General features: G+C 62.3%; 23 protein-coding genes and 1 pseudogene. 13 read left to right on the top strand and 11 right to left on the bottom strand.

From position 1 onward, the window contains the following. Nucleotides 1-116 (bottom strand): annotated as a pseudogene (locus tag FZZ88_RS04955) (photosystem II q(b) protein); the annotation flags it as partial. A 288-nt stretch (nt 117-404) separates the two neighbouring features. On the opposite strand from FZZ88_RS04955, the gene FZZ88_RS04950 reads away from it, so the two are divergent. After that, nucleotides 405-1,598 carry a DUF4336 domain-containing protein gene (locus tag FZZ88_RS04950; RefSeq protein ID WP_166018120.1) on the top strand — a complete coding sequence of 398 codons (1,194 nt, stop codon included), beginning with the start codon at nt 405-407 and terminating at the stop codon, nt 1,596-1,598. On the opposite strand, the gene FZZ88_RS04945 is transcribed toward FZZ88_RS04950, so the two are convergent. Then, nucleotides 1,588-1,941, bottom strand: a complete 354-nt coding sequence (locus FZZ88_RS04945) for a DUF760 domain-containing protein (protein WP_115023423.1) — start codon at nt 1,939-1,941, stop codon at nt 1,588-1,590. The two genes, FZZ88_RS04950 and FZZ88_RS04945, sit on opposite strands and share 11 nt — an antisense overlap. 15 nt (nt 1,942-1,956) lie before the next feature. After that, nucleotides 1,957-2,580 (bottom strand): signal peptidase I, encoded by a 624-nt coding sequence (gene lepB, locus FZZ88_RS04940; RefSeq protein WP_166018122.1) that lies wholly within the window; start codon nt 2,578-2,580, stop codon nt 1,957-1,959. Between the two features lie 57 nt (nt 2,581-2,637). On the opposite strand from lepB, the gene menD reads away from it, so the two are divergent. Genes menD through murF form a run of 6 tightly spaced genes read left to right on the top strand, consistent with a single transcriptional unit; the run spans nt 2,638 to nt 9,471 of the window. Continuing rightward, nucleotides 2,638-4,323, top strand: coding sequence for a 2-succinyl-5-enolpyruvyl-6-hydroxy-3-cyclohexene-1-carboxylic-acid synthase (gene menD, locus FZZ88_RS04935; RefSeq protein ID WP_166018124.1), 1,686 nt, complete (start codon nt 2,638-2,640; stop codon nt 4,321-4,323). A 5-nt stretch (nt 4,324-4,328) separates the two neighbouring features. Then, nucleotides 4,329-5,198, top strand: coding sequence for a 1,4-dihydroxy-2-naphthoyl-CoA synthase (menB, locus tag FZZ88_RS04930; protein ID WP_166018126.1), 870 nt, complete (start codon nt 4,329-4,331; stop codon nt 5,196-5,198). Between the two features lie 5 nt (nt 5,199-5,203). Further along, nucleotides 5,204-5,749 carry a L,D-transpeptidase gene (locus FZZ88_RS04925; RefSeq protein WP_166018128.1) on the top strand — a complete coding sequence of 182 codons (546 nt, stop codon included), beginning with the start codon at nt 5,204-5,206 and terminating at the stop codon, nt 5,747-5,749. A 55-nt stretch (nt 5,750-5,804) separates the two neighbouring features. Continuing rightward, entirely contained in the window at nt 5,805-7,340 is a 1,536-nt protein-coding gene (gene glgA, locus FZZ88_RS04920) for a glycogen synthase GlgA (RefSeq protein ID WP_166018130.1), read from the top strand. A 2-nt stretch (nt 7,341-7,342) separates the two neighbouring features. Continuing rightward, nucleotides 7,343-8,110, top strand: coding sequence for a hypothetical protein (locus FZZ88_RS04915; protein ID WP_226423740.1), 768 nt, complete (start codon nt 7,343-7,345; stop codon nt 8,108-8,110). Beyond that, nucleotides 8,107-9,471 (top strand): UDP-N-acetylmuramoyl-tripeptide--D-alanyl-D-alanine ligase, encoded by a 1,365-nt coding sequence (gene murF / locus FZZ88_RS04910; RefSeq protein ID WP_166018135.1) that lies wholly within the window; start codon nt 8,107-8,109, stop codon nt 9,469-9,471. The genes FZZ88_RS04915 and murF overlap by 4 nt, the downstream gene beginning before the upstream one ends. Nucleotides 9,472-9,481: 10 nt before the next feature. Here murF and glmU read toward each other — a convergent pair whose 3' ends face one another. The 4 genes from glmU to FZZ88_RS04890 are packed head-to-tail and all read right to left on the bottom strand — an operon-like array spanning nt 9,482 to nt 14,681. Continuing rightward, a complete protein-coding gene (gene glmU / locus FZZ88_RS04905) occupies nt 9,482-10,834 on the bottom strand; it encodes a bifunctional UDP-N-acetylglucosamine diphosphorylase/glucosamine-1-phosphate N-acetyltransferase GlmU (protein WP_166018136.1) in 1,353 nt (450 codons plus the stop codon). A 36-nt stretch (nt 10,835-10,870) separates the two neighbouring features. After that, entirely contained in the window at nt 10,871-11,788 is a 918-nt protein-coding gene (locus FZZ88_RS04900; protein ID WP_226423741.1) for a tRNA (5-methylaminomethyl-2-thiouridine)(34)-methyltransferase MnmD, read from the bottom strand. Then, nucleotides 11,769-13,094, bottom strand: a complete 1,326-nt coding sequence (gene aroA, locus FZZ88_RS04895) for a 3-phosphoshikimate 1-carboxyvinyltransferase (RefSeq protein WP_166018140.1) — start codon at nt 13,092-13,094, stop codon at nt 11,769-11,771. The genes FZZ88_RS04900 and aroA overlap by 20 nt, the downstream gene beginning before the upstream one ends. Nucleotides 13,095-13,118: 24 nt before the next feature. Beyond that, complete coding sequence (locus tag FZZ88_RS04890; RefSeq protein WP_166018143.1) at nt 13,119-14,681, bottom strand: UbiD family decarboxylase; 1,563 nt, start codon at nt 14,679-14,681, stop codon at nt 13,119-13,121. A gap of 62 nt (nt 14,682-14,743) precedes the next feature. Between FZZ88_RS04890 and FZZ88_RS04885 the strand changes: the two genes are divergently transcribed. The 5 genes from FZZ88_RS04885 to sds are packed head-to-tail and all read left to right on the top strand — an operon-like array spanning nt 14,744 to nt 19,234. Next, nucleotides 14,744-15,475: a 2-phosphosulfolactate phosphatase family protein gene (locus tag FZZ88_RS04885; protein WP_166018145.1), complete on the top strand. Its 732-nt coding sequence runs from the start codon at nt 14,744-14,746 to the stop codon at nt 15,473-15,475. A 34-nt stretch (nt 15,476-15,509) separates the two neighbouring features. Beyond that, a complete protein-coding gene (locus FZZ88_RS04880) occupies nt 15,510-16,331 on the top strand; it encodes a carbon-nitrogen hydrolase family protein (RefSeq protein ID WP_166018147.1) in 822 nt (273 codons plus the stop codon). Between the two features lie 5 nt (nt 16,332-16,336). Further along, nucleotides 16,337-17,431 carry an N-acetylmuramoyl-L-alanine amidase gene (locus FZZ88_RS04875; protein ID WP_166018149.1) on the top strand — a complete coding sequence of 365 codons (1,095 nt, stop codon included), beginning with the start codon at nt 16,337-16,339 and terminating at the stop codon, nt 17,429-17,431. After that, nucleotides 17,428-18,225 carry a glutamate racemase gene (murI, locus tag FZZ88_RS04870; protein ID WP_166018151.1) on the top strand — a complete coding sequence of 266 codons (798 nt, stop codon included), beginning with the start codon at nt 17,428-17,430 and terminating at the stop codon, nt 18,223-18,225. Before FZZ88_RS04875 ends, murI begins: the two co-directional genes overlap by 4 nt. 37 nt (nt 18,226-18,262) lie before the next feature. Beyond that, a complete protein-coding gene (gene sds, locus FZZ88_RS04865; RefSeq protein ID WP_166018153.1) occupies nt 18,263-19,234 on the top strand; it encodes a solanesyl diphosphate synthase in 972 nt (323 codons plus the stop codon). On the opposite strand, the gene FZZ88_RS04860 is transcribed toward sds, so the two are convergent. Continuing rightward, nucleotides 19,218-19,880, bottom strand: a complete 663-nt coding sequence (locus FZZ88_RS04860; protein WP_166018155.1) for an HAD family phosphatase — start codon at nt 19,878-19,880, stop codon at nt 19,218-19,220. The two genes, sds and FZZ88_RS04860, sit on opposite strands and share 17 nt — an antisense overlap. Nucleotides 19,881-20,021: 141 nt before the next feature. Here FZZ88_RS04860 and acs point away from each other — a divergent pair, with 141 nt between their 5' ends. Then, nucleotides 20,022-21,995 (top strand): acetate--CoA ligase, encoded by a 1,974-nt coding sequence (gene acs, locus FZZ88_RS04855; protein ID WP_166018157.1) that lies wholly within the window; start codon nt 20,022-20,024, stop codon nt 21,993-21,995. A 21-nt stretch (nt 21,996-22,016) separates the two neighbouring features. On the opposite strand, the gene FZZ88_RS04850 is transcribed toward acs, so the two are convergent. The 3 genes from FZZ88_RS04850 to FZZ88_RS04840 all read right to left on the bottom strand — a co-directional run. Further along, the gene (locus FZZ88_RS04850) at nt 22,017-22,742 is read right to left on the bottom strand and encodes a DUF1350 family protein (RefSeq protein ID WP_166018159.1); all 726 of its coding nucleotides are present in this window, start codon (nt 22,740-22,742) and stop codon (nt 22,017-22,019) included. 2 nt (nt 22,743-22,744) lie between these two features. After that, complete coding sequence (locus FZZ88_RS04845; protein WP_230332835.1) at nt 22,745-23,197, bottom strand: peroxiredoxin; 453 nt, start codon at nt 23,195-23,197, stop codon at nt 22,745-22,747. A 99-nt stretch (nt 23,198-23,296) separates the two neighbouring features. Next, a partial coding sequence (locus FZZ88_RS04840) for a hypothetical protein (protein WP_230332834.1) occupies nt 23,297-24,437 on the bottom strand: 1,141 nt, incomplete at its 5' end.

The raw sequence follows: 24,437 nt of genomic DNA, 5'->3' as shown, positions 1-24,437 counted from the left end.
GGGATCATCAGCACACCGAACCAACCGACATACAGACGGTTGTTGGTGGAGGTGACCCACTCACAGAAGGCCTGCCAGCTGGAAGCGCCGGAGCGCTGCTGGAGGGTGGTGGTCATGAGAACGGAAAAAGCCGGTGGGACGAATCCCGGTGGCGAATAAGAAAGGTCGGAAAACCCGACGCGGCAAATGTAACGGAAGTTTGCGGCGCTGACACGACGCTCAGCCTGAGCGGTCCTGATCTCTCCGATAGCTCCGACTTATTAGTTGTTCAGCGGTCTGCGTTGAGCAGAGAATCTGCGTGTTGTGCGCACCCGACTGCTTGGGGTGATGGGCACAGCGATGTGGGATGAAGTGATCGGCCTGATCAATGACCTGATCCATTCCTCTGCAGAATCACTGCATTAATGGGGAGTGTGGTGGCTGGAGCTGGTGTGAATCCTGCTGATCAGCGTTGGGGTTTCTGGCCGCTGCTGCCCCTCTACCCCTATGGCCGCCGTCGCACTGTGTTCAGGGAGCTGATCCCAGGCCAGCTCTGGAGCCTTGAGCAGCTGCAGGGGGTGTATTACGTGGCCGTGCCGGTGCGGCTCACTGTGGCCAAGGTGCCCGGTGGCTTGATGTTGGTGAACCCCTTGCCGCCCACCGGAGAGGTCTGCCAAGCCATCGCCTGCCTTGAACAACAGCACGGTCCGGTGCGCTCGATCGTGCTTCCCACCGCGTCTGGTTTGGAGCACAAGCTTCCCCTCGGCCCCTTGGCCCGCGCTTTCCCTGATGCGGTGGTGTGGGTTTGTCCGGGCCAGTGGAGCTTTCCGGTGCAGTTGCCCCTGGCCTGGCTGGGCGTTCCGGCAGGCCGCACCAAGGTGTTGTTCGATGATGGTCTCCCCCATGGCGATGTTTGTGAGTGGTTGTCGTTGGGACCGCTCGACCTTGGCGTCGGTCGCTTCCAGGAAGTGTCCTGTTTCCATCGTCCGTCAGGGGCTCTGTTGGTGACCGACGCCCTGGTGGGCATCAGTACTGAACCCCCGGTCTTGTTCGATCTTGACCCAACGCCGCTGTTGTTCCATGCCCGTGAACGCGGAGATGAGCCGCTCACCGATTCGGCAGAGGCCCGCCGCCGCGGCTGGGCCCGATTGGTTCTCTTTGCCTCCTATCTGAGACCGGAACCGCTGGAAGTTCCAGGTCTGCCGGAGCTGCTCCGGGATGCCTTCAAGCCAGGTCTTCGCTCTCTGCGGGCTCACTTCGGTCTGTATCCCTTCCGCTGGCTGCCGGGTTGGCAGGCTGCAGCCGATGGCTTGATGGGCAGCGAAGCCCCAAGGCTGCAGGTGGCCCCGGTGCTTGAGCGGTTGGTGTTGCCTAGGGCACAGGCCGCACTTCTGCGTTGGTTGCACGAGCTGGGTGGCCTGGCTGAGTTGTGCTGGCTGGTGCCGGCCCACTACAGCGCGCCAGTCACATTCACGCCCGAAACCGTTGAACAACTGCTCGCGTCATTGCAACAGCGGGAATGGGCCCCCAGTTCAGAGAACTGGGAATTTCTTGGATCCATTGATCAGCGTTTGCTGGATCTGGGCGTCGTGCCTGATCAGCCCGTGATCAAAGCTTGAGTTCGTCTTCCGGCTCGATCGCCATCTGTTCATCAGCGAACAGGGTTTCTTCCAGCTCCTTGCGCTGTTCCATTTGGCGCAGGAAATACCCAGTCATCATCGCTGAGGCCAGCATGTTGGCGAGGTTGTCGCGGTTGGCTGTCACCTTCACCTCAAAGTGCTCGCCAGGGAGCATTCCCAGCAGCCCCTGAACGTTGTGGCGAATGATGTCTTGAATATCGTTGCTTGCTGATTTGGCGACCCGCTGCAAAGTGTCTGGCGATTGCTCCTGCAGGTACTGGATCAGACTGTTCCCCGCTTGACCGTCACTGCTGTCAGTTGTCAGAAATTCGGGGTTAAACATTCTCTGTGATGTACATCACGGCCCTGACACTAACGCAAGCCCTCGGTCTGAACCGCCAGCGCTGGTGTCGGGGATCCGTATCGAACCGAACCTCTGCAGCGGCCAATACCGCCAAATCGCCGTGCCCAGCACATTGGTTTCTGGCAGTGATCCCCAGAGATGGGAATCAAGGCTGGCATTGCGGTTGTCACCCATGACCCACAGCTGATCCACCGGCACGGTGATCTGGTCCATCTCGTAGTTGATCGGTTCCGCCAACCAGGGTTCTGCCGCCGGTTCGCCGTTGCGGAACAGCCTGCCGTCGTGCACGGCCAGCCGATCGCCAGGCAGCCCCACCACACGTTTGATCAACGCAGCCGATGCGTCGTAGCCAGCGGCCACGAGCTGCTCTGGAGGTGCGAACACCACCACATCGCCGCGGTGCAGATGGCTGTGGCGGCTGCGAGCCAGGCGTGGCCTGACTTTCTCCACCAGGATGCGGTCCTGCAGTTGCAGGGTGGGCAGCATCGAGCCGGAGGGAATCCAACGCGGTTCCACCACCAACCAGCGCAGCAGCAGGGCCAGCAGGGCCCAGAGAATCAGATTGCGCCAGAAGCCCTTGCTGTCGTCCCCTGGAGCGGGTGTCGTGGGTTGGGTCATCGTTGACCGAAGATCACACCAGCCTGGCCTGCTGCACTGTCCACCGCCCGCACCAATTTGCAGGCCGCTCTCACCTTGCTTGAGGCGTTGTGCCTCCAGGGGCTGAAGCAGCTGGTGCTCTGCCCTGGCAGCCGGTCCGGCCCCCTGGCAACAGCGGCGGGAGTGTTGGCGTCCCAGGCGAAGCTGCAGCTGTTCACGGCCATCGATGAGCGTTCGGCCGCGTTTCTGGCCCTCGGCATGGCGACCGCCCATGGACGTGCAGTGGCGGTGATCACCACCTCAGGCACCGCGGTGGCCAACCTGCTGCCCGCTGCGGTTGAGGCGGACCGTTCCTGTCAGCCTTTGCTGCTGCTCACGGCGGATCGCCCCGTCCGGCTCAAAAACTGCGGCGCCAACCAGACCGTTAATCAGGAATCTTTCCTCCTCGCGGCCTGCCGCTGGTTCGGCAGTGGAGCGGCAGATGGTGTTCATATGCAGGCCAACGAAGCCCTCAACGCCCTGGCGGTTCAGGCTTGGCAGCAGGCCCAGGGGGCAGGCAGTGGCCCACCGGGCCCTGTGCAGCTCAACCTGCCCTTCGAGGAGCCGCTGCACACCACTCTCGAGCAGCAACAACAGCTCGTCTCGGGGGCCTGTTTATCCACGGCTTGCCCTGAGCCTTCGCTCGAGATTGCGCCTCCGCCTCGCCTTGATCCTGAGCGCCCTGGGGTAGTGATTGCCGGGGCTTGGCGTGGACTTTCACCTGCTTTGGCGCCCTACCAACAAGCTGTGAGTCGCTGGTTGAACGTCAGCGGCTGGCCTGTGCTGGCGGATCCCCTCGCCGCCCTTGCCGCCGAGTGCCCCAACCGCATCGAGCATTGGGAGCTGCAGTTGGATGAGCTGGCCTTGCCTGAGAACGCTCAGGTGCTGCGGCTTGGGCCGATGCCCGCCAGCCGGCGGCTGGAGGCCTGGCTTCAGCGCCATCAGGGCCCTCAGCTGTTGATCACGGAAGGAGATCCAAGGCCTCTTGATCAGCTGCGGTGCGCCAGCCAGTGGTCTGGAGGCATGGCTGCCTGGATGCCCCAACACCCAGACCCGGACGCAACGCCGAAGCCATCGGCGGGGAGAAACGATCTCTCGCCGTGGATCGAGGCCCAGCTGCCCTTGAGCGGCGCGGTCAACGAACCCGCCCTGGCCTACTGGCTTCCCCAGCTGCTGCCAGGTCAGTTGCCGGTGATGTTGGCCGCCAGCTCACCGGTGCGTGACTGGTTGACCTGGAGCGGCCCTGCCAGCAGCAGCCACCGTTGCTTCAGTTTCCGCGGAGCTTCCGGCATTGATGGCACCTTGTCCCTTGCCATGGGCCTGGCGGTGAATCTTGGCCCGCTGGCTCTGGTAACCGGTGATCTTGCGCTCCTGCATGACAGCAACGGCTGGTTGCATGCCTCCTCTGCAGCAGCCCCACCTCCACTGCTGGTGCTGCTGATCGATAACGGCGGTGGTGGCATTTTTCAGCAGCTGCCCATCGAGACGTCGGGCTTCGAATCACTCTTCGCCATGCCCCAGCAGGTGGATCCCCTGGCCTTGGCGGCAGCCCATGGGGTCCCTGGGCGCCAGGTGGCCTGTCTGGATGACCTCCAGGAGGCCTTGGCATGGGGGTTGTCGCAGAAGCGACCGGTGTTGTTGCGGCTGTGCACCGACCGTGGTCGTGATGCCGCCTTGCGTCAGCAGCTGCGCATCGCTGCTCAGAATGAAGGCAGCGTGCACTGAACCCGATGAGTGACTTCCGTCAGGTGCTCCCTGGTGTTCCATCGGCGCGATGGACACCCTGGGGCACCTACGAGGACATCCTGGTGGACCGTTGCGAGGACGGCTTGGCTCGTGTGGCCATCAATCGCCCTGCCAAGAGGAATGCCTTCCGCCCGCAGACGGTGATGGAGCTCTGTGATGCCTTCACGCGCATCCGGGATGACCGTGACATCGGCGTGGTGCTGTTCACCGGAGTGGGCCCGGCTAGCGATGGTGGTTTTGCCTTCTGTTCCGGCGGTGATCAGAGTGTTCGCGGCGACGGTGGGTACGTCGGCGAGGACGGCCTGCCGCGCTTGAACGTGCTGGATTTGCAGCGCATCATCCGGAGCCTGCCCAAGGTGGTGATCGCTCTGGTGGCTGGCTACGCCATGGGCGGTGGCCAGGTGCTGCATTTGCTCTGCGACCTCAGCTTGGCCGCTGACAACGCCGTGTTTGGACAGACTGGACCCAAGGTCGGCAGTTTCGACGGCGGCTTTGGTTCGGGTTACCTAGCGCGGGTGGTTGGTCAGCGAAAGGCCCGCGAAATCTGGTTTCTCTGCCGACGCTATGGCGCCAAGGAGGCTCTGGAGATGGGGCTTGTTAACGCCGTGGTGCCGCTGGATCAGCTGGAGGCGGAGGGGGTGCGTTGGGCCCGGGAGGTGCTGCAGCACAGCCCCACGGCCATCCGTTGCCTCAAGGCCGCCTTCAATGCCGAAACCGATGGCCTCGCCGGGCTGCAGGAGTTGGCCGGCAATGCCACCCATCTCTTCTACAGAACCGAAGAAGCGTTGGAAGGTCGCAATGCCTTTCTTGAGAAGAGGCCGCCGGATTTTTCAGAAACAGGCTGGTTACCTTGACGGGAATGTTGCCTCTTCCTCTGCCGGATCCGCTGCCTCTGCTTCAGGCGGCCGCCATGGATTCAGTCCCGGCTGGCCTGGCGTCACTGCCTGAGGATTTGCGTGGGCAATCCAATCGCCATGTCGTGATGCTGCGCGGCCGTCGCCGTGTGTTCTTGCTCGATAACGGCAACTTGCGCAACGCCTTCCCTGTGGCCATCGGCATGCCTGGTTGGGAGACCCCCTCCGGCCGTTTTGAAGTGCTGCAGAAGATTCCAAATCCGGTGTGGGTCCATCCGGTCACTGGTGAGCGCGTGGAGGAGCAGGGGCCAGACAATCCTTTGGGGAGCCACTGGATCGCCTTCCATCGTGACTGCATGGGCCGTGATGCCCATGACGGAGAGGCCTGGATCACGATCAAGGGATGCACCACCACGGGGTTCCATGGCACCCCGCACCGTTGGACGGTGGGACGGGCCGTTTCCCATGGCTGCGTGCGGCTTTACAACGAGGATGTGAGTGCCCTGTATCGCCAGGTGTCGCTTGGAACTCAGGTGACAGTGCTCCCCTGACGTAACAGATTCGTAAATTCCCCTTAAAGTCGCCGCGCCAACGCCGATCTCAGACATGCGCATCCTTTTCGCTGCAGCGGAATGCGCCCCGATGATCAAGGTCGGAGGGATGGGCGATGTGGTCGGGTCCCTCCCACCGGCATTGGCCAAGCTCGGCCATGACGTGCGCCTGATCATGCCGGGCTACGCCAAGCTTTGGAATCGCCTAAACGTGCCGGCGGATCCGATCTGGCGGGCTCAGACGATGGGCACTGAGTTTGCCGTCTACGAAACAAAGCACCCCACCAATGGGATGACCATCTACTTGGTGGGTCACCCGGTGTTCGACCCTGAGCGCGTCTACGGCGGTGACGACGAGGACTGGCGCTTCACCTTTTTCGCCAGCGCCGCTGCTGAATTTTCCTGGAATGTCTGGAAACCCCAGGTGCTGCACTGCCATGACTGGCACACCGGGATGATCCCGGTGTGGATGCATCAGGACCCGGAAATCAGCACGGTGTTCACGATCCACAACCTCAAGTACCAGGGCCCCTGGCGCTGGAAACTCGATCGGATGACCTGGTGCCCCTGGTACATGCAAGGGGACCACACGATGGCGGCGGCTCTCCTTTACGCCGAACGCGTCAATGCGGTTTCTCCCACCTACGCCCAGGAAATCCGCACGGCGGAGTACGGCGAAAAGTTGGATGGTCTGCTCAACTTCATTTCGGGCAAACTGCGCGGCATCCTGAACGGCATCGATCTCGATGCCTGGAATCCTGCGACCGACAGATCATTGCCGGCGAATTTCAGTGCCGATGATCTGTCCGGTAAGGCGGTGTGCAAGCAAGTGCTTCAGGAGCGGATGGGGCTCGAGGTGAGGCAGGACGCCTTTGTTCTCGGCATGGTGAGTCGCCTCGTCGACCAGAAGGGAGTCGATCTTCTGCTGCAGGTTGCTGATCGACTGTTGGCCTACACCGACACGCAGATTGTTGTGCTGGGGACCGGTGATCGCGGGCTGGAATCCGGTCTCTGGCAACTCGCTTCGCGTCACCCAGGCAGATGCGCCGTCTTCCTTACCTATGACGATGATCTGTCGCGTTTGATCTACGCCGGTAGTGATGCCTTCCTGATGCCCAGCCGTTTTGAACCCTGTGGCATCAGCCAGCTTTATGCCATGCGCTACGGGTCGGTCCCCGTGGTCCGCAAGGTTGGTGGTCTCGTCGATACGGTTCCGCCTCACATCCCCGCTGCCGAGAGCGGCACTGGATTCTGCTTCGATCGTTTTGAAGCGATCGATTTCTACACGGCCCTGGTGCGGGCCTGGGAGGCCTTCCGCCATCGCGATAGCTGGGTCGAGCTGCAGAAACGCGGCATGAATGAGGACTACAGCTGGGATCGTTCCGCTGTCGATTACGACCTCATGTACAAGGACGTCTGTGGAATCAAAGAGCCCACACCGGATGCTGCCCTTGTGGAACAGTTCTCTCAGGGACAATCCGCAGATCCATCCCGTTCTGAGGACCAGCCTGAAGAGGCCATCGCTCCCTCTGGGATGCCCTCCGCTGGTCGTAATCCCCTGAATCGTCTCTTCGGTCGTCGATCCAGTTGAGTTTGAGCGAGCCCGCCCGATCTGACTCCCAATCTGAGGCCCGATCTGAGTCCCAGAGCGGGGAGCTGTCAGGCAACCTTCCGGCTCCCTACGTCAGCCCTTGGCGGGAGTTCGGACGCAATCTGCAGGCCATGGCTGCCGATCTGCGGCTGCGGTTCCAGGAGCTCTGGCGCCGCAACCGAGAAGGTGAGCTATCGGTCCCAGGCTTCTGGCCTCGGGATCTGGCCCCCAGCTTTTGGCCCTTGCTGCTGGTGTTGCTGTTGTTGTTTCCCGTAGCGGGCCTGCGTTGGTGGCAGACCCATGCCAGCACCGATCCACGTCAGGAGCCGGTCGAGATGCCACGGGAGTCTCCCCTTGCGGTGCCCGATCTTGAGTTGATTCCATCACCACAGCCCATGGCGGAGGAACCCTCACCCGTGCCTGAGCCGGTGCAATCCGCGCTGGCTTTGGAACAAGAGGAGCCTTCCCAGCCCCAACTCAGTTTTGATCCCCTCTTTGAGTTGTTTCAGGACACAGCTGTTCCAGAGGGACTCCTTCTTTCTGCCAAGCCCGTTCCGGAGCAGGATCGCTTGCTGTTGGAGTTGTCCGTCGACGTGTGGGAGCAGATGGCGGTCGACCAGCGTCAGACCCTCGCCTCCAGCTGGCTGCAATCCGCCCTCGATCTGGACTACTCCAGTCTTCAGTTGCTCAGTGAACAGGGCGAACTGCTGGGGCGGTCGGCTCGGGTTGGGGGCGGCATGATCCTCTTTGATCTCGGGTTGGTGGCATGACCCTGACGCTGCGTCAGCTGATCGATGCCTGGGGAACACCTGAGGGCGGCACGTTTGAACCCGACACCGCCTTGGGACGAGTCTGTACTGACAGCCGTCAGCTCCAGGTGGGTGATTTCTTTGTCCCCCTGGTTGGTGAGCGTTTTGATGGCCATCACTTCCTCGATCAACTCCCTGAACGGGAGGGTCAGGCAGCTGTTGTGAACCGCAGCTGGGCGCAGCCGCTGCCGCCGAATCTGCTGCATTGGCGGGTCGACGACACACTCCTGGCCTATCAGCAGTTGGCCTTGCTGCATCGCCGCTCCCTGGCCCAACCCCTGGTGGCTGTCACAGGCTCGGCAGGCAAAACCACAACGCGGGAATTGATACGGGCGGCATTGGCACCGCTGGGGCCGATTCAGGCCAGTGAAGGCAACAACAACAACGACGTGGGTGTGCCACTCACGGTGTTGAAGGCCGATGTTGATCACCGTGCCCTGGTGATTGAGATGGGCATGCGAGGGCCTGGGGAGATTGAACGTCTCTCCCGTTGCACGGAGCCTGATCTGGCGGTGATTACCAACATCGGAACGGCCCACATTGGTCGTCTCGGCAGTCGGGAGGCGATTGCAGCCGCAAAGTGTGAAATCACCGCTGGGCTCCATCCGAAGGGAACCGTGGTGATTCCCGCCGGTGATCCTCTGCTGGAGAGAGCCCTGGCAGCGGTTTGGTCCGGCCGCGTGTTGCGGGTGCGTCTTGTCGACGATCCCCAGGTCGATGCTGATCTGGCTGATGCCGATCTGATCGGTGCCATTGATGGGCATCAGTTGCTGATCGATGGCGACCGTCTCCCACTACAGCTTGAGGGCCGCCACAACGCCCGAAATCTGCTGCTGGCCGTGGCTGTGGCTGATCAGCTGGGTGTATCCCGCAAGGCGTTGCCGGGGATACAGGTGATGGTGCCTGGCGGGCGCAACCGCCGCCTGCAACAGGGTGGGTTGACCCTCCTGGATGAGACCTACAACGCTTCGCCCGAGGCGGTTCTAGCGGCCCTTGACCTGTTGGCTGCTCAACCGGGGCGTCGTTTTGCCGTACTGGGAACCATGTTGGAACTTGGGGAACGCAGCCTCGAGTTGCATCGTGAGGTCGCGGCCCGTGCCGTTCAGCTTGCGTTGGACGGCCTAGTGCTTGTGGATGCTGGTGCTGAGGGGGCGGCGATGGCTGAGGTGGCGGCATCGCTGCCCAATCTTCAGCTGGTGACTAACCCGGAAGCAGCAGCAGCTCCCCTCTCGGCCTGGCTGACCTCTGGAGATGTGCTGCTGCTGAAGGCCAGCCGAGGTGTTGCCCTCGAGCGGTTGATTCCGCTGTTGCCACGGCTGTAAGGGAGCTGTTCTAGACCTTTCGTTCGGCCCAGCCCTCCTTGGTCATCTGGCGGGCGCGTCCAATCGCCAGTGCTCCATCGGCCACATCCTTGGTGATGGTGGATCCCGCGCCGATGGTGGCTTGTTCCCCGACGTTGACGGGGGCCACCAGCACGGAATTGGCACCCGTTTTGCTGTTGCTGCCGATCACGGTGCGGTGCTTGTTCACCCCGTCGTAGTTGGCGGTGATCGTGCCGGCGCCCACGTTGACGTTGTCCCCGAGATTGGCGTCACCTATGTAGCTGAGGTGGTTCACCTTGGTGCCAGCACCTAGCTGGCTTTTCTTCACCTCGACGAAGTTGCCGATCCGGCAGCCATCGCCGACGTCCGCGGCCGGCCTGAGGTGGGCAAAGGGGCCGATGGCTACATCGTTGCCCACGTTGGCCTCCCGCACCACCGAGTGCACCACGTTGACGTTGGCCCCAAGAGATGCGTTCTCCACCAGGCTGCCGGGGCCAATCCGGCAGTTGTCGCCAATCACGCAGTCTCCGCGGAAGTGAGTCTGCGGTTCGATCACCACGTCCTGGCCAAAGCTGCAGCCTTCACTCAGGGTGCAACTGTCTGGATCAATGAAGGTGACGCCTTCGTCCATCCAGTGGTGGCGCAGCCGCTGTTGCAGCAGGGCCTCGCACTGGGCCAGTTGCCGCCGGTTGTTGATGCCGTTTACTTCATCGGCATCAGCTACCTCCAGGTGCATGGCCTTCGCCAGCATCGCCACTGTGTCGGTGAGGTAAAGCTCCCCCTGATCGTTGTCGGTGCTGAGCTTTGGCAGAACGTTGGCCAATGCCCTCCAGTTGAAGCAGTAGATGCCTGCGTTGGTGAGGTTGTTGTTGCGTTGCTCGTCGGTGCAATCGCGATGCTCAATGATGCCGCTCACCCGTCCGTCGGGATCCGCGAACACACGCCCGTAACCGGTGGGATCAGCGAGCCTTGCCGTGAGCAGAGTGACATCGGCACCACTGGCCCGGTGGTGCTGCACCAAAGCCTCAACTGTTGCGCTTCTCAGCAGTGGCACATCGCCATTGAGCACGAGAAGTTCGCCCTCGAAGCTCTCCAGCGAGGGAATCAGTTGCTGAACGGCATGGCCCGTGCCGTTCTGTGGCTGCTGCAGGACAAATTCCAGACCTCCAAGCGGAGCTAGCTGCTGCTCCACCCGTTCCGCTTGATGGCCCACGATCAGCAGCCGACGTTCCGGTTGCAAGTTGCGGGCACTGTCGAGCACCCGTTCCACCAGGGTGGCTCCCGCCAGGGGTTGGAGCACTTTCGGGAGTGCGCTCTTCATGCGGGTGCCTTTTCCAGCGGCCAGAACGGCTACGGCGAGCATGCGGAGCGGGGGGAAGACGGCCGGAATCTACCGGGCTCAGGACGGACTGTCCCCGCGCCAGCGCCTTTGCCAGGCATTGGTGGGTTCATAGCCGCAATGCCCCTGCTCATCGCGGCGTCGCTCAAGGATGGTGTCGGCTGTGGCGTTGCCCTGGGGATCGCGAAACGGTACGGCTGCTCGTGTCTGCAGGTGTTCCCACTCCATGGCCGACAGGGGGCGCCAACCGGGGCCTTCCTGTGGACAGGTGGCGTCCGGCGGTGTGGCCAGCGTGCCGCTGCTCCATCCCACCCGCTCGCCGGGGGCTGGCAGCAGTGAAAACAAGCGCAAGCCTGCCCGTTTGAGGCTGGTCCGCACCGCTGCTGAACGGCTGTAGGTCAGCAGCCGTCCCTGCGGTGCCAGGCGACGCGCCAGGGCTCCCAGGAATTCCTCGCTCCACAGTTCCGGGCAGCGCTGGGGGGAGAAGGCGTCCAGAAGAATCAGATCGAAGCGAACGCACTCAGGAATCTCCTGGAGCATTGGACGGGCATCCCCCCAGAGCTGGATGCCGCGGCTGTTGTGCTCCTGCCAGCCGCCCTGATCGCGGATGGCTTCGAGTTTGTCCAACACAGGCGCTGGCCATAGCTTTTTGAAGCTGACCTGGCCCAAGGCCTGTTCCAGGGGCCGTCGGTCCAGCTCCAGGCCCCACCACTGAACGACGGGTTCTGCCGTCGGCAGGGCCTCCAGCACCGCGGCGGTGTTGTACCCAAGGCCCAGGCAGACATCCAGGATTCTTAGGGCATGGCCGTTGCTGAAGCGCTGCAGCTCCGCCGGCTGGACGAACTTGGCGCGGGCCTCATTCAGGGCCCCCGCCGAGTTGTGAAAGGCCTCCCCGAAGTGATCGCTGTGCAGGCTGAAACTTCCGTCAGCCGTTGGGTAGACGCTGAGAGCGCCGAGGTCAGCAGCGGAGCCGGTCAAGCTCGTCCCAGAACGAGGGATAAGACACGGCTGCCGCTTCGCTTCTCGCCAGGCTGGAGTTGCCATCGGCCAGCATCGCGGCGACGCCAAGGCTCATCGCTACCCGGTGATCGGTTTCGCTGTCCAGAACAGCTCCCTTGAGCGGTCGCCCGCCGCGGATGGTCATGCCGTCCTCATGTTCATCAATGTCGGCCCCCATGGCCTTGAGCTGGCGAGCCATCACCGCAAGACGATCGGTTTCTTTGACCCGCAGTTCAGACGCCCCACTGATCCGACTCTCGCCGTCGCAGAAACAGGCGGCGACACTGAGGATGGGCACCTCATCCACGAGGCGGGGCATGATTTCCTCGCCGAAGTGGAACGGTTTCAAGGGTCCGTGGGTCACCCTCAGGTCGCCGACAGGTTCGCCCGCTACATCGCGGGGGTTGAGCACCTCGATCTGGGCACCCATCTGCTCCAACACCTCCAGGATTCCGGTACGTGTTGGGTTGAGCCCCACATTCTCGATGGTGAGATCGGCTCCTGGAATGAGGGCTCCAGCGACAAGCCAGAAGGCTGCTGAGCTGATATCACCGGGCACAACCACGTTCTGGCCATGCAGGGTGGCGCCGGGACGCACGCTGATGTGCCGCCCCATTTCGCCGCCCACAGTGAGATCGGCACCGAAGGCGTTCAGCATCCGTTCGCTGTGATCGCGGGACTGCGCCGGTTCGATGACGGTGGTCGGGCTCTCCGCGGTGAGGGCGGCTAAGAGCAAGGCCGACTTGACTTGAGCACTGGCCACCGGCGTACCGATCACGGTTCCTTTGAGGCGTCGCCCCTGGACCGCAAGAGGGGCCAGGTTGCCCCCATCACGGCCGCGAACATCAGCACCCATCGAGGCCAACGGCTGGCCCACACGACGCATCGGGCGGCGGCGCAGGGATGCGTCGCCATCCAGCACGAAATGTCGACCGTCTCGGCCCGCTAACAGACCCAACATCAGTCGCATGGTGGTGCCGGAATTACCGCAGTCGAGTACTTCTGCGGGCTCCTGCAATCCATCCAGGCCCATGCCCTCAACGGTGACGATGCCGCCGTCGGTGATGGGGCTGATGGTGACGCCCATCGCCCGCAGACAGGCGGCTGTACTCAGGGGGTCTTCTGCTGGGAGCAGGCCATCGATCGTTGTGGTGCCCTCGGCGATGGCGCCAAACAGCAGGGATCGATGCGAGATCGATTTATCGCCGGGGACTTTCACGCGTCCCTTGAGGCTTCCTCCGGCCTTGAGCTCACGGGGGTCGTCGGATTGGCCTGTGCCGCTCAAGGTCGCAACGTCGTTGGGCTGATCCTATTGGCCGGTCTTCAGGCCCTGAATCAGTCGGTCGAGGGCATAGCCGAACAGGCTGGGATCGGGGTCGTCGTCGCCGAGGTCATCCAGACCCAGCTCAGACCAGCGGTCGCTGACCCGTTGTTCCAGATCCGCCGGACGGCTAAGGGGTTCGCCCCAGTCGTGATTCTTTTCGGGTCCGACCTTGGTGGTGGCATCGATGGCCAGTCGTCCTCCCAGGCCCAGTTGTTCGCTGGCGAAGTCCAGCGTGTCGAAGGGCGTGTTCTCCAGGGTGAAGAGGTCACGTTGGGGATCCACCTGGGCCGCGATGGCCCAGACCACCTGGCGTGGATCGCGCACGTTGATGTGGCTGTCCACCACCACCACGAATTTGGTGTAAGTGAATTGCGGCAGGGCACTCCAGAACGCCATGGCAGCACGCTTGGCCTGCCCCGGATAAGCCTTGTCAATCGAGATCACCGCCAGCTTGTAGCTGAGCGCTTCCATCGGCAGGAAGAAGTCGGTGATTTCCGGAATCTGCTGCCGCAGGATCGGTGTGTAGATCCGGTTCAGCGCGATAGCCAACATCGCTTCTTCCTTCGGAGGGCGGCCGCTGAAGGTGGTGAGAAACACCGGATCACGCCGTTGGGTCATGCAGTGGAAGCGCACCAGAGGTGAGTCCTCCACACCGCCGTAAAACCCCATGTGATCTCCGAAGGGCCCATCCGGCAGCACCTCCCCTGGGGTGATGGTTCCTTCCAGCACCACTTCGCTGTGGCTGGGTACCTGCAGGTCGATTGTTTTGCAGGGAGCTAGACGAACGCCCTCACCCGCATAGATCCCAGCAAACAGCCATTCACTCAGCTGCACAGGAATAGGCGTTGCGGCGGCCATCACCAGCAGCGGGTGCACGCCGATGGCCACCGCCACCTCAAGCTTCTTGCCCATGGCCGCGGCTTTGCGCAGGTGGCGTGCTCCTCCACGCACACTCAGCCAGTGCACGGTCATCGTGTTCAACGACTGTTTCTGAAGTCGATAAACGCCCACGTTGGGGACCCCGGTTTCGGGATCCTTGGTGATCACTAGGCCGAGGGTGATCACACCCCCCGCATCACCTGGCCAGGGGCGGATCAGGGGAATGTTGTCGAGATTGATCTCATCGCCGCGAAACACCTGCTGCCGGCAGGGAGGTGTGAGGTCGCGGTCGGGTTTGGCCTTGACCAGATCCCAGAAGACGCGGGCAAATTGTTTGGTCTCCTGGAGGCCTTTGGGTGGTCTGGGTTGTTGAAGCAAAGCGAGACGTGAGCCCAACTCCTCCAGTTGTTCAGCCCGTTCGAGACCCATGCTCCAGACCACCCGTTCCACGGTGCCGAGGGTGTTGACGGCCACCGGCATCGAGGAGCCGATCACGTTCTCGAACAGCAAGGCCGGACCTCCCTGGCTCAGGACCCGGTCGGCAATGGCTGCCAGCTCGAGGTCGGGGTCTACAGGTGCCGTGATCCGTCGCAACTGACCACGGTCCTCGAGGAGTTTCAGGAAGCCCCGCAGATCTCTAGTGGCCGGACCGGATTGGAACAGGGCCATGGGATGACGGTCTTGGCGCAGCGGTCTCGGTACTGTGTCGCACGCCGGTGTTCAGCGTGGCCATGCAGATCTTCTACTTCCATGTGCCGGCAGAAATGCCGCAGGACTTTCGCCCTGATGCGGCGGTGGTGATTGACGTGTTGCGGGCCACCACCACCATCGCCTGGGCGTTGCATAACGGTGCCGAGGCGGTGCAGGCCTTCGCCAGCCTCGACGACCTCCGGGCGGCATCAGCGGCGTGGCCCGCTGACTCGCGTCTGCTGCTTGGTGAGCGCGGGGGGAAGATGCTGGAGGGATTTGACCTTGGCAATTCGCCCGTTGCGGTCGTGCCGGAGCGGGTGGCTGGCAAGCGTCTGTTTATGAGCACCACCAACGGCACGCGTGCCTTGGATCGTGTGCGTGAAGTCCCCCTGCTTTTGACGGCGGCGCTGCCGAATCGCGAAGCCGTTGCGCAGCGTCTGCTGGCGAAACAACCCAGCCAACTAGCAATTGTTGGCAGCGGTTGGGAGGGTGCTTATTCCTTAGAAGATTCACTGGCTGCTGGAGCGTTGGCCCATCGGTTGCTTGAGCTGGATCCCACGGGGAGCAACGCCGCCAACGATGAACTCACCTCTGCCGTTTCCCTCTGGCGTCAGTGGCAATCCGATCCAGAAGCGTGCCTTCGCACGGCGACCCATGGGCAGCGTTTGATTGGCCTGGGGGATCACGATGACGATTTCCGCTGCTGTGCTGGTCTTGATCAGCTCAGTGTTGTTCCGACACAGGTCGAACCCGGGGTGCTTCGGGCGGCCTGACCCTCAGTAAAATCCGATGATCTGATCAATTCATGTGAGCGACTTCCTGGCGGCTGCTGTTCAGCTGACGAGCAGTCAGGATCCGGAGCTCAATTTCAATGCTGCTGAGGAGCAGATCGATCTAGCCGCACGCCGTGGTGCTGAACTGATTGGTCTTCCCGAGAATTTCGCCTTTATGGGGGAGGACAGCCGGCGCCTGGCACTGGCCCCAACGCTGGCTGAACAGTGCAGTCGCTTTCTGGTGACCATGGCGCGCCGGTATCAGGTGGCGCTTCTTGGTGGTGGCTTTCCTGTTCCGGTGGGTGATGGATCACGCACGCTGAACCGCTCGGAGCTCGTCGACCGTGACGGCATGCTCCTGGGCCGATACGACAAAATTCATTTATTTGATGTCGACCTGCCGGACGGCAACACCTACCGCGAGTCGGCAACGGTGGACCCGGGGCGTGATTTGCCTCCTGTTGTCGACATTCCCGGTCTGTGCAAGGTGGGGCTGTCCATTTGCTACGACGTGCGGTTTCCTGAGCTCTATCGCCATCTCGTCGGCGCCGGCGCAGATCTGTTGATGATTCCTGCAGCGTTCACTGCGTTCACCGGAAAAGACCACTGGCAGGTTCTTCTTCAGGCCAGGGCCATCGAGAACACGGCTTATGTGCTTGCCCCAGCGCAGACGGGGGTCCACCACGGTCGCCGACAGAGCCACGGACACGCTCTGGTGATTGATCCCTGGGGCACGGTCCTTGCCGATGCGGGTGTTCAGGCTGGAGCGGCTATTGCTCCGGTCAACACCAATCACCTCGGTCATGTTCGGGGCCAGATGCCGAGCCTTCGGCATCGTCAGCCCGCCCTGTTCTGAGCACCATGCCTCCAGCGTCGTCCCGACGACTGGCCTGGCTTCTGGCCGCGGCCTTGCAGTGCACTGCTTTTACCCAGGGCTTGCCCGCCCGAGCTGCCAGTGCCCTGGCGGCCTGGGCCTTCACCGAAGAAGGGGTGCTCAAGCTGCGTACGAGCCGGAACGCTCGGTTGGAAGCCTTTTTTCAGGCTGCCAGCGATGGTCGTGGAACCCGGGTCTGGATTGATATTCCTGGGGAGTTGAAGTTCCCGCGGCGGTTGGCTGGTCGGGGCGCCGTACGTGAAATCCGGCTGGGTAAGCCCCGCGTCGGTGCCACACGTCTGGTCGTGGAATTTCGTCCAGATGTGGATCTCAACCCCAACGATTTGCGTTTGCGTGGAACCGCTCCGGATCGCTGGGAACTGGTTTTCACCGGTCTTCCTACCCGTGGGCTCGATGACTTTGGCGAAGGCGATTTGACGGGTCGCGCCACAGCCTGGCTTCCACCGAGTGGATTCCGTCCCACCCGGACGCCGGTTGATCCTTCTGGTCTGCCGACGGTTGCCCGTAATCGCTATCGCATCGTGATCGACCCTGGTCACGGTGGTCCAGATCCTGGGGCGATCGGCATTGGTGGCTTGCGCGAGACCAATGTGGTTCTTGATGTGTCGCTGCAGGTTGCAGACCTGCTCCGGGCGCGCGGCGTGGATGTTCGGATGACCCGTACGCGTGAAGTGGATGTGGACCTGCCGCCGCGGGTGTCTCTCGCGAATCGAACAGGGGCAACCGCCTTCGTGAGCATCCATGCCAATGCTTTGAGCATGAACCGTCCGGATGTGAATGGGATCGAGACCTTTTTCTTCTCGGACCCTCGATCTGGCCGCCTGGCGTCCTATCTGCAGCAGCAGATGATGGATGTGTCTCCCGGCACACCAAATCGTGGTGTCAGACGCGGTCGTTTTTTCGTGATCCGCCGCACCACCATGCCCTCGGCCCTCGTTGAGATGGGATTTGTCACTGGAGCGATTGATGCGCCGCGTCTTGCGAACGCTGACCATCGCCGCCGGTTGGCCTTGGCCCTGGCGGCCGGCATCCTCAATTACCTGAAGCAGGAGGTGCGATGACGCCTCAACTGCTGGGATTCTTCGACAGTGGACTCGGTGGCTTGACGGTTCTCCGGCGGGTGCTTGAGCGCCATGGGGCGGTTCCCTGCGTCTACCTCGGTGACACGGCGCGGGTGCCGTACGGCAATCGTCAACCGGATGACATCCGTCGCATCGCCGCTGAAGTAGTGGGTTGGCTGAGTGACCAGCAGGTGACCACGGTGGTGATGGCCTGCAACACCACCAACGCCTTGGCGAGGGATGTGGCTGAGGGGCAGGCCGGGGCTCCGGTCATCGGTCTGATTGGTGCAGCCGCTGCGATGGTGGAGACCCCCCGTGTTGGTGTGCTGGCCACTCCCGCCACCGTCGCCTCCTCGGCCTATCGGGTCAGCATCGAAGCGCTTCACCCCGGGTCGGTGGTGATTGAGCAGGCCTGTCCTGCCTTTGTTCCCCTGATCGAAGCCGGCGATATGAACAGTGAAGATCTGCGCCGTGCAGCCCAGGCTTATCTCGAACCTCTGTTAGCGGCTTCAGTCGAGTCGATCGTGTTGGGGTGCACCCATTACCCGTTGCTGGTGCCTCTGTTGCGCCAGATGCTTCCGGAGTCTGTCCAGATCATTGATCCCGCCATCGGCGTGGCCCGTCAATTGGACGCGCTCCTAGGGCCTCCGGACCCGATTTCGCAGATTCAAAGTCCGTTTTCATTGGAGAGCTGCCGGTTTTGTGTCACCGCTGACCCCGATGGCTTCGCGATGCGCGCCACCCCCTGGCTGGGGCAGCGGCCTGCCGTCAGCCTCCAGCTGCTGCAGGACTGAGCATGGGGCCACTAGGATCGCGGCGCCGAGGGGAGTCATGAGCACCGTCACCGAGCTACTCCAACCGGTGGAGAACGACCTTGAAACCCTGCTCGGAGACCTGCGCAGCCTGATTGGGGCAGGTCATCCCATTCTTCAGGCCGCAGCGGAGCACCTGTTCAGCGCCGGCGGTAAGCGTTTGCGACCGGGGATTGTCCTGCTGCTGTCCAGGGCTCTGTCCGACAAAGGTGAGCTTTCACCCCGCCACCGACGGTTGGCTGAGATCACAGAGATGATCCATACCGCTTCGCTCGTTCACGACGATGTGGTTGACGAAGCCTCGACTCGGCGTGGCGTGGACACGGTCCACAGCCGCTTTGACGCCCGCGTCGCTGTTCTCGCCGGAGACTTTCTCTTCGCGCAAGCCAGCTGGCACCTGGCCAACCTCGATGACCTCGAAGTGGTGAAGCTGCTCAGCCGCGTGATCATGGATCTTGCGGATGGTGAGATCAAACAGGGCCTGTACCGCTTCGACACAGCTCAGACCTTTGAGACCTACCTCGAAAAGAGTTACTGCAAGACGGCATCGTTGATTGCCAATAGTTGCCGCGCTGCAGGCGTTCTCAGCGGTTGCTCTCCGTCACAGCTCGACGACCTTTATCAATTTGGTCGCCAGCTTGGTCTGGCGTTCCAGGTTGTTGACGACATCCTTGATTTCACTGGAAGTGACCAGCAGCTCGGAAAGCCAGCGGCAAGTGATCTCGCCAGTGGCTATCTCACCGCTCCCACCTTTTACGCCCTTGAGGAGCATCCATCGCTGCAACCGTTGATCGATCGCCAGTTTTCAGAGCCCGGTGACCTTGACCAAGCCCTGGAGATGGTGCGGGCGTCCAAAGCGATTGAACGCACCCGTGAACTTGCCGAAACATTTGCTCGCGAATCCCGTGAATCGATCGCTTGGCTGCCGGAGTCTCCTGCCCAGCGAGCCTTGATGGAATTGCCGGAATTTGTTCTCAGCCGTCTGTACTGATCAACAGCTTCAGAACAACGGCAAGACTGTTGATTTCACAGGGATTGGTGGTGAAGTCAGGATCACTTGAACCGGATGCATTCACCAGCCAGACCTGACATCCGGCACGGTGAGCAGACTGGCTTCCGGCCTGTGAATCTTCAAGGGCCCAGCAGTGCTGTGGGTTGAGGCCGAGCCGCTGTGCTGCAAGTAGGAAGGGTGCGGGGTCGGGTTTGCCCGCTGCAAGGTCAGGGTCATCGCCGTAGACCCGTTCCCGGATTTGCTCGAGCCAGGGGTGAGGGCGTGATTTGAATTCAACGGCGACGCGGCTGCTGCTGGTGACCAGAGCCATGGGGATGCCCTGGCTGTTGCAGCGCTCTACCAGCTCCTGCGCTGAGGGCATCGCGGAGGCATCGGGCAGCAGGGCACGAACGATCGGCTGCTGCACAGCCAATAGGGCCTCCACGCCAACCGGTGTGGCCAGCCAAGCATCCACCTGAGCTGCGCAGTCGAGTCGGCGGCGGCCCTTCAACTGCATCAACTGGGCATCACTCAACTGTGTGCCGAAATGGGCCGCGGCTTCCGACCAGCCACGGCCATGCAGCGGTTCGGTGTCGAGCAGAAGCCCGTCTAGATCGAACAGGCAAGCGGCAGGTGGCAATTTCATCCCGGAACGGCGATGCCCAACTCAATCTTTTCGCATCGTCCGCTCCATCTTCCGCTGCATCGTCCGACGGATTGATACGGGACCTGGATCAAGCGGGGTCTTGCTCCTTACCCTTCGAGGAGATGCACCGCACAGTCTGCTGTGACCGACTCCAACACCACCATCGAAAGCGTCCTACAGGAGCAGCGGGTGTTTGAGCCGCCAGCAGACACCTCCGCCAAAGCCCGCATTGGCAGCCTGGATGCCTATCGGGCGATGGCCGATGCGGCCAAAGACGATCCTGATGCGTTCTGGGGCGATGCCGCCCGCCGTGAACTCCACTGGTTCGAGCCCTTCCACACCGTGCTCGATTGGTCAAATCCCCCCTTCGCCCGCTGGTTTGAGGGCGGAACCACCAACCTCTCCTACAACTGCCTGGATCGACATCTCGACGGTCCAACGGCACAGAAAACAGCGCTGATTTGGGAAGGGGAACCGGGTGATGTGCGCCGGTTCACTTATCGGCAACTGCACGCTGAGGTCTGCAAAGCCGCGAACGGTTTGAAGGCCATGGGGATCGGCAAAGGCGATCTCGTGGCGCTGTACATGCCAATGGTGCCTGAGGCGGCGATCGCAATGCTGGCCTGCGCTCGCATTGGCGCACCCCATTCAGTGGTGTTCGGTGGCTTTTCGGCTGAAGCCCTTAGGGACCGTATCAACGATGGTGAGGTGAAAGCGGTGATCACCGCCGATGGCGGCTTCCGCAAGGACAAACCGGTGTCGCTTAAACCCGCGGTGGATGCGGCTCTTGCCGATGGTGCCTGCCCTTCTGTGACCGGAGTGCTCGTTGTGCAGCGCACCAAGCAGGACGTGCAGATGGTCGCCGGTCGCGATCAGTGGTGGCATGACCTGGTGGAGGGCCAGAGCGCTGACTGCGCCGCTGAGCCCATGGCCAGCGAGGATCGCCTCTTTGTTCTCTACACCTCCGGCTCCACGGGCAAACCCAAGGGTGTTGTGCACACCACCGCCGGCTACAACCTTTGGGCCCACCTCACATTCCAGTGGATTTTCGACATCCGTGATGAGGATGTCTTCTGGTGTACCGCCGATGTGGGCTGGATTACCGGCCACAGCTACATCGTTTACGGCCCCTTATCGAACGGTGCAACGACGGTGATGTATGAAGGCGCACCGCGACCCTCCAATCCCGGCGCCTTCTGGGAGTTGATTCAGAAGCATGGGATCACGATCTTCTATACGGCCCCTACAGCGATCCGGGCTTTCATGAAGAACGGTCGAGCCGTTCCTGATCAGTTCGACATGAGCAGCCTCCGCCTCTTGGGCACGGTCGGCGAACCGATCAATCCGGAGGCATGGATGTGGTATCGCGATGTGATTGGAGGCAATCGCTGTCCGATCGTCGACACCTGGTGGCAGACCGAAACCGGTGGAGTGATGATCAGCCCTCTGCCGGGAGCAACGCCCACCAAGCCAGGCTCCGCCACCCTGCCTCTGCCGGGTATTCAGGCCGACATCATCGATGCGGAAGGCAACAGTTGTGGTGCCGATGAAGGCGGCTATCTGGCGGTGCGTGCCCCATGGCCCGGGATGATGCGCACCGTGCACGGAAACCCCCAACGCTTCCGCGAGAGTTACTGGGAACACATCCGTCCTGCCGATGGCTCTTATCTCTATTTCGCTGGGGATGGCGCTCGCCGGGATGCCGATGGTTACTTCTGGGTCATGGGTCGCGTCGATGACGTGATCAACGTCTCGGGCCACCGTCTCGGCACGATGGAGATCGAATCTGCTCTGGTCAGTCATCCCGCTGTGGCAGAGGCGGCAGTGGTGGGTCGGCCCGATGACCTCAAGGGCGAAGGAATCGTCGCCTTTGTCACCCTGGAGGCTGGCCGTGACGGTGATGACGCCCTGGTGAAGGAGTTGCGGGCCCATGTCGGAACGGAAATTGGTCCGATCGCGCGGCCGGATGAGATCCGTTGCAGTGATGCCCTGCCCAAGACCCGCAGTGGAAAGATCATGCGCCGGATCTTGCGTGCCCTGGCGGCGGGTCAGGAGGTCAGTGGCGACACCAGCACCTTGGAAGACCGCTCCGTTCTGGATCGACTCAGGGCCTGATTGCCTCGGGGCCGCAGAGGCTCAGCTGCTCCAGCTGCAGATCGTTCTGCTCAACTGTCGGATGACCGCCACCCGTTTGGGGTCATCCGCCCAGTCCCCGAGAAAGCTGCGTCGCAGCCCGGCACTGGCTGGGGTGAGGTGATCCCCGGGAAGCTCAAGGGTTGAGCTGCAATCCGAAGGTCGTTGTTTCAGCGCCTGTATCAGGTCGCCACTTTGATCAAGCTCATCACGCCCGAATCGCACCACCAGATTCCGCTCCTGCTGATAGTGGCGGCCGATCAAGCGAAGCGTTTCGGCTGGACTGGGACTGAATTCGGTGTCCACCCCTAGCCGTGGCGCGAGTTCGCCGAGCAGCGGAATCGAACGGTCGGCGTTGAAGTTGTTGAAGCTCAGGGCGATCAGTGCCCTGCTGCCGCGCCCACCATCGGGGGCCAGCAGATGAAGCTTGCAACCCAGGCTGTGGCCGAGGCGAAGTGGACTTGCCAGGGTTCCGCATCGCTCCTCCAGTTGGCGTCGCGCCGAGCGGAAGGCGCTCCAGGCATCGCGGGCCTGCCGCTGATGATCAAATCCAGGCACGTAGGCCCAGGCATGCACAGCGAGGCCATCGGCCACAAGGTCTTCCAGCAACCTCCGATAGCTCAGCTGCGGTGTCGCTGCCAGATAGCTGCCGCCGATGAATTCGATCAGCCCAGTTGGTGCGGCAGGCCGCAGCTGCCAGATCGGACCCAGCTGACGCCAGTTGACCATGCTCAGCCGCGCAGCTGATTCAGCACCTGCTGTGCTTCCCGTACATGGGCCGGGCCATCAAGCAGGTTGCTGAAGGTGTGTCGGATCACCCCCTCGCCATCGACGATGTAGGTGACGCGACCGGGCAAAAGACCCAGGGCTTTAGGAACTCCCATTTCGCGTCGCAGGGCGTTGTTGCGGTCGCACAGCAACGGGAACTTCAGGTTGTGGCGGGTGGCAAAACGGCGATGGCTGACGGCGTCATCACCGCTGATGCCCCAGACCTCCGCATCGAGTGCAGCAAAGCTCTCCGTGTTGTCGCGGAAGCTGCAGGCCTCGGCGGTGCATCCCGGTGTGTCGTCCTTGGGATAGAAGTACAGGATCACCTTTTTGCCTTTCAGATCTTTCAAGGCAACCGAGCCATTGCCATCTGTGGCCGCCTTGAAGCTTGGCGCTTTCTTTCCAACTTCGATCATTCCCAAACATCTCCCTTCATCTTTGTATCGAAAAAGCAATTCTGTCGTCTAAAGGTCGTGCGCTCACCGGCAAGGTCAAGGCCGTAGTCGCCGGATGAGCTATCCCAGGGCGATGTTCTTCGGCTGTTGACCGCTGGGTGGTGCCGGGTCGTCGATTATCTCGACAAAAAGCCGGTGTACCCAGTCCTGGGTCTCGACCAGATTTGCGCGCAGCGCCGTGAAATCCGGCATGCCCACGCTGCCGGCAAGCGCCGCCTGAAGCGCCGGCGAGAGCGTGTCGGCATCGAAGGCCGGGCCGACGGTGAGGCGCAAAGCCTCTTGCACCTGACGCAGGAAGCGGGTCGCATCGATCAGCGCGGCGGCTTTCTGCTCGTCGAGGATGCCGGCGGCAGCCAGGCCAGCGAAAGCCTCCTGGGTCGCGGTCGCCAGCACCTCTGGGTGCCTTGCTGCCTCGCGCAATTGCAGGTACTGGGCCAGGAATTCCAGATCGATCAGTCCGCCAGGGGTGTATTTGACGCTCCAAAGCGACTTTGCCGGCTTCTCTTTGTGCAGGCGCCGGCGCATGGCGGCGACATCGGCCAGCAGGTTGTCGCCCTGGCGCGGCTGAAGAAGAACCTGCCGCAGACAGTCTTCCACCCGGGAGCAGAACTCCGGTGGGCCGGCGATGACCCTGGCGCGGGTAAGCGCCATGTGTTCCCAGGTCCAGGCCTGCTCCGCATAGTAGCGGCGGAAAGCAGAAAGCGAGGTGGCGATCGGGCCGGCGTTGCCTGACGGCCGAAGGCGCATGTCGATCTCGTAGAGGGTTCCCTCCGCGGTCTGCGCGGTTACCGCGTTGATCAGGCGCTGGGCGAGACGCGCATAGTAGCGCGGCGGGTCCAGCGGCTTGGCGCCGTCCGACTGGGTGTGCGCCGGCGAGGGTTCATAGAGGAGGATCAGGTCGAGGTCGGAAGAGACCGTCATTTCGCGCCCGCCCATCTTACCCAGCGCGACGACCGCAAGACCAGAGCCGCCCAGATGGCCGTGGTTGCGGGCGAGATCCTCGACAACCGGGCGATAAAGCGCGCGCAGGGCTGCCGCCGCGATGTCGCTGAGGGCCCGTCCGCTGTCATCGACGTTGCCCTTGTGCCGCAGAATGTGGACGCCGACCTGGAAGCGCCGGTCGTTGGCCCAGCGCCGGGTCAGGTCCAGATGGTCTTCCAGGTCCTGGGCATCCGCCAGCACCTGTTGCAGTTCCATCACC

The organism is Synechococcus sp. PH41509 (genome assembly GCF_020514285.1).
In the GTDB taxonomy this organism is placed as follows: domain Bacteria; phylum Cyanobacteriota; class Cyanobacteriia; order PCC-6307; family Cyanobiaceae; genus Parasynechococcus.
This window is presented reverse-complemented; position numbering and strand designations above follow the sequence as displayed.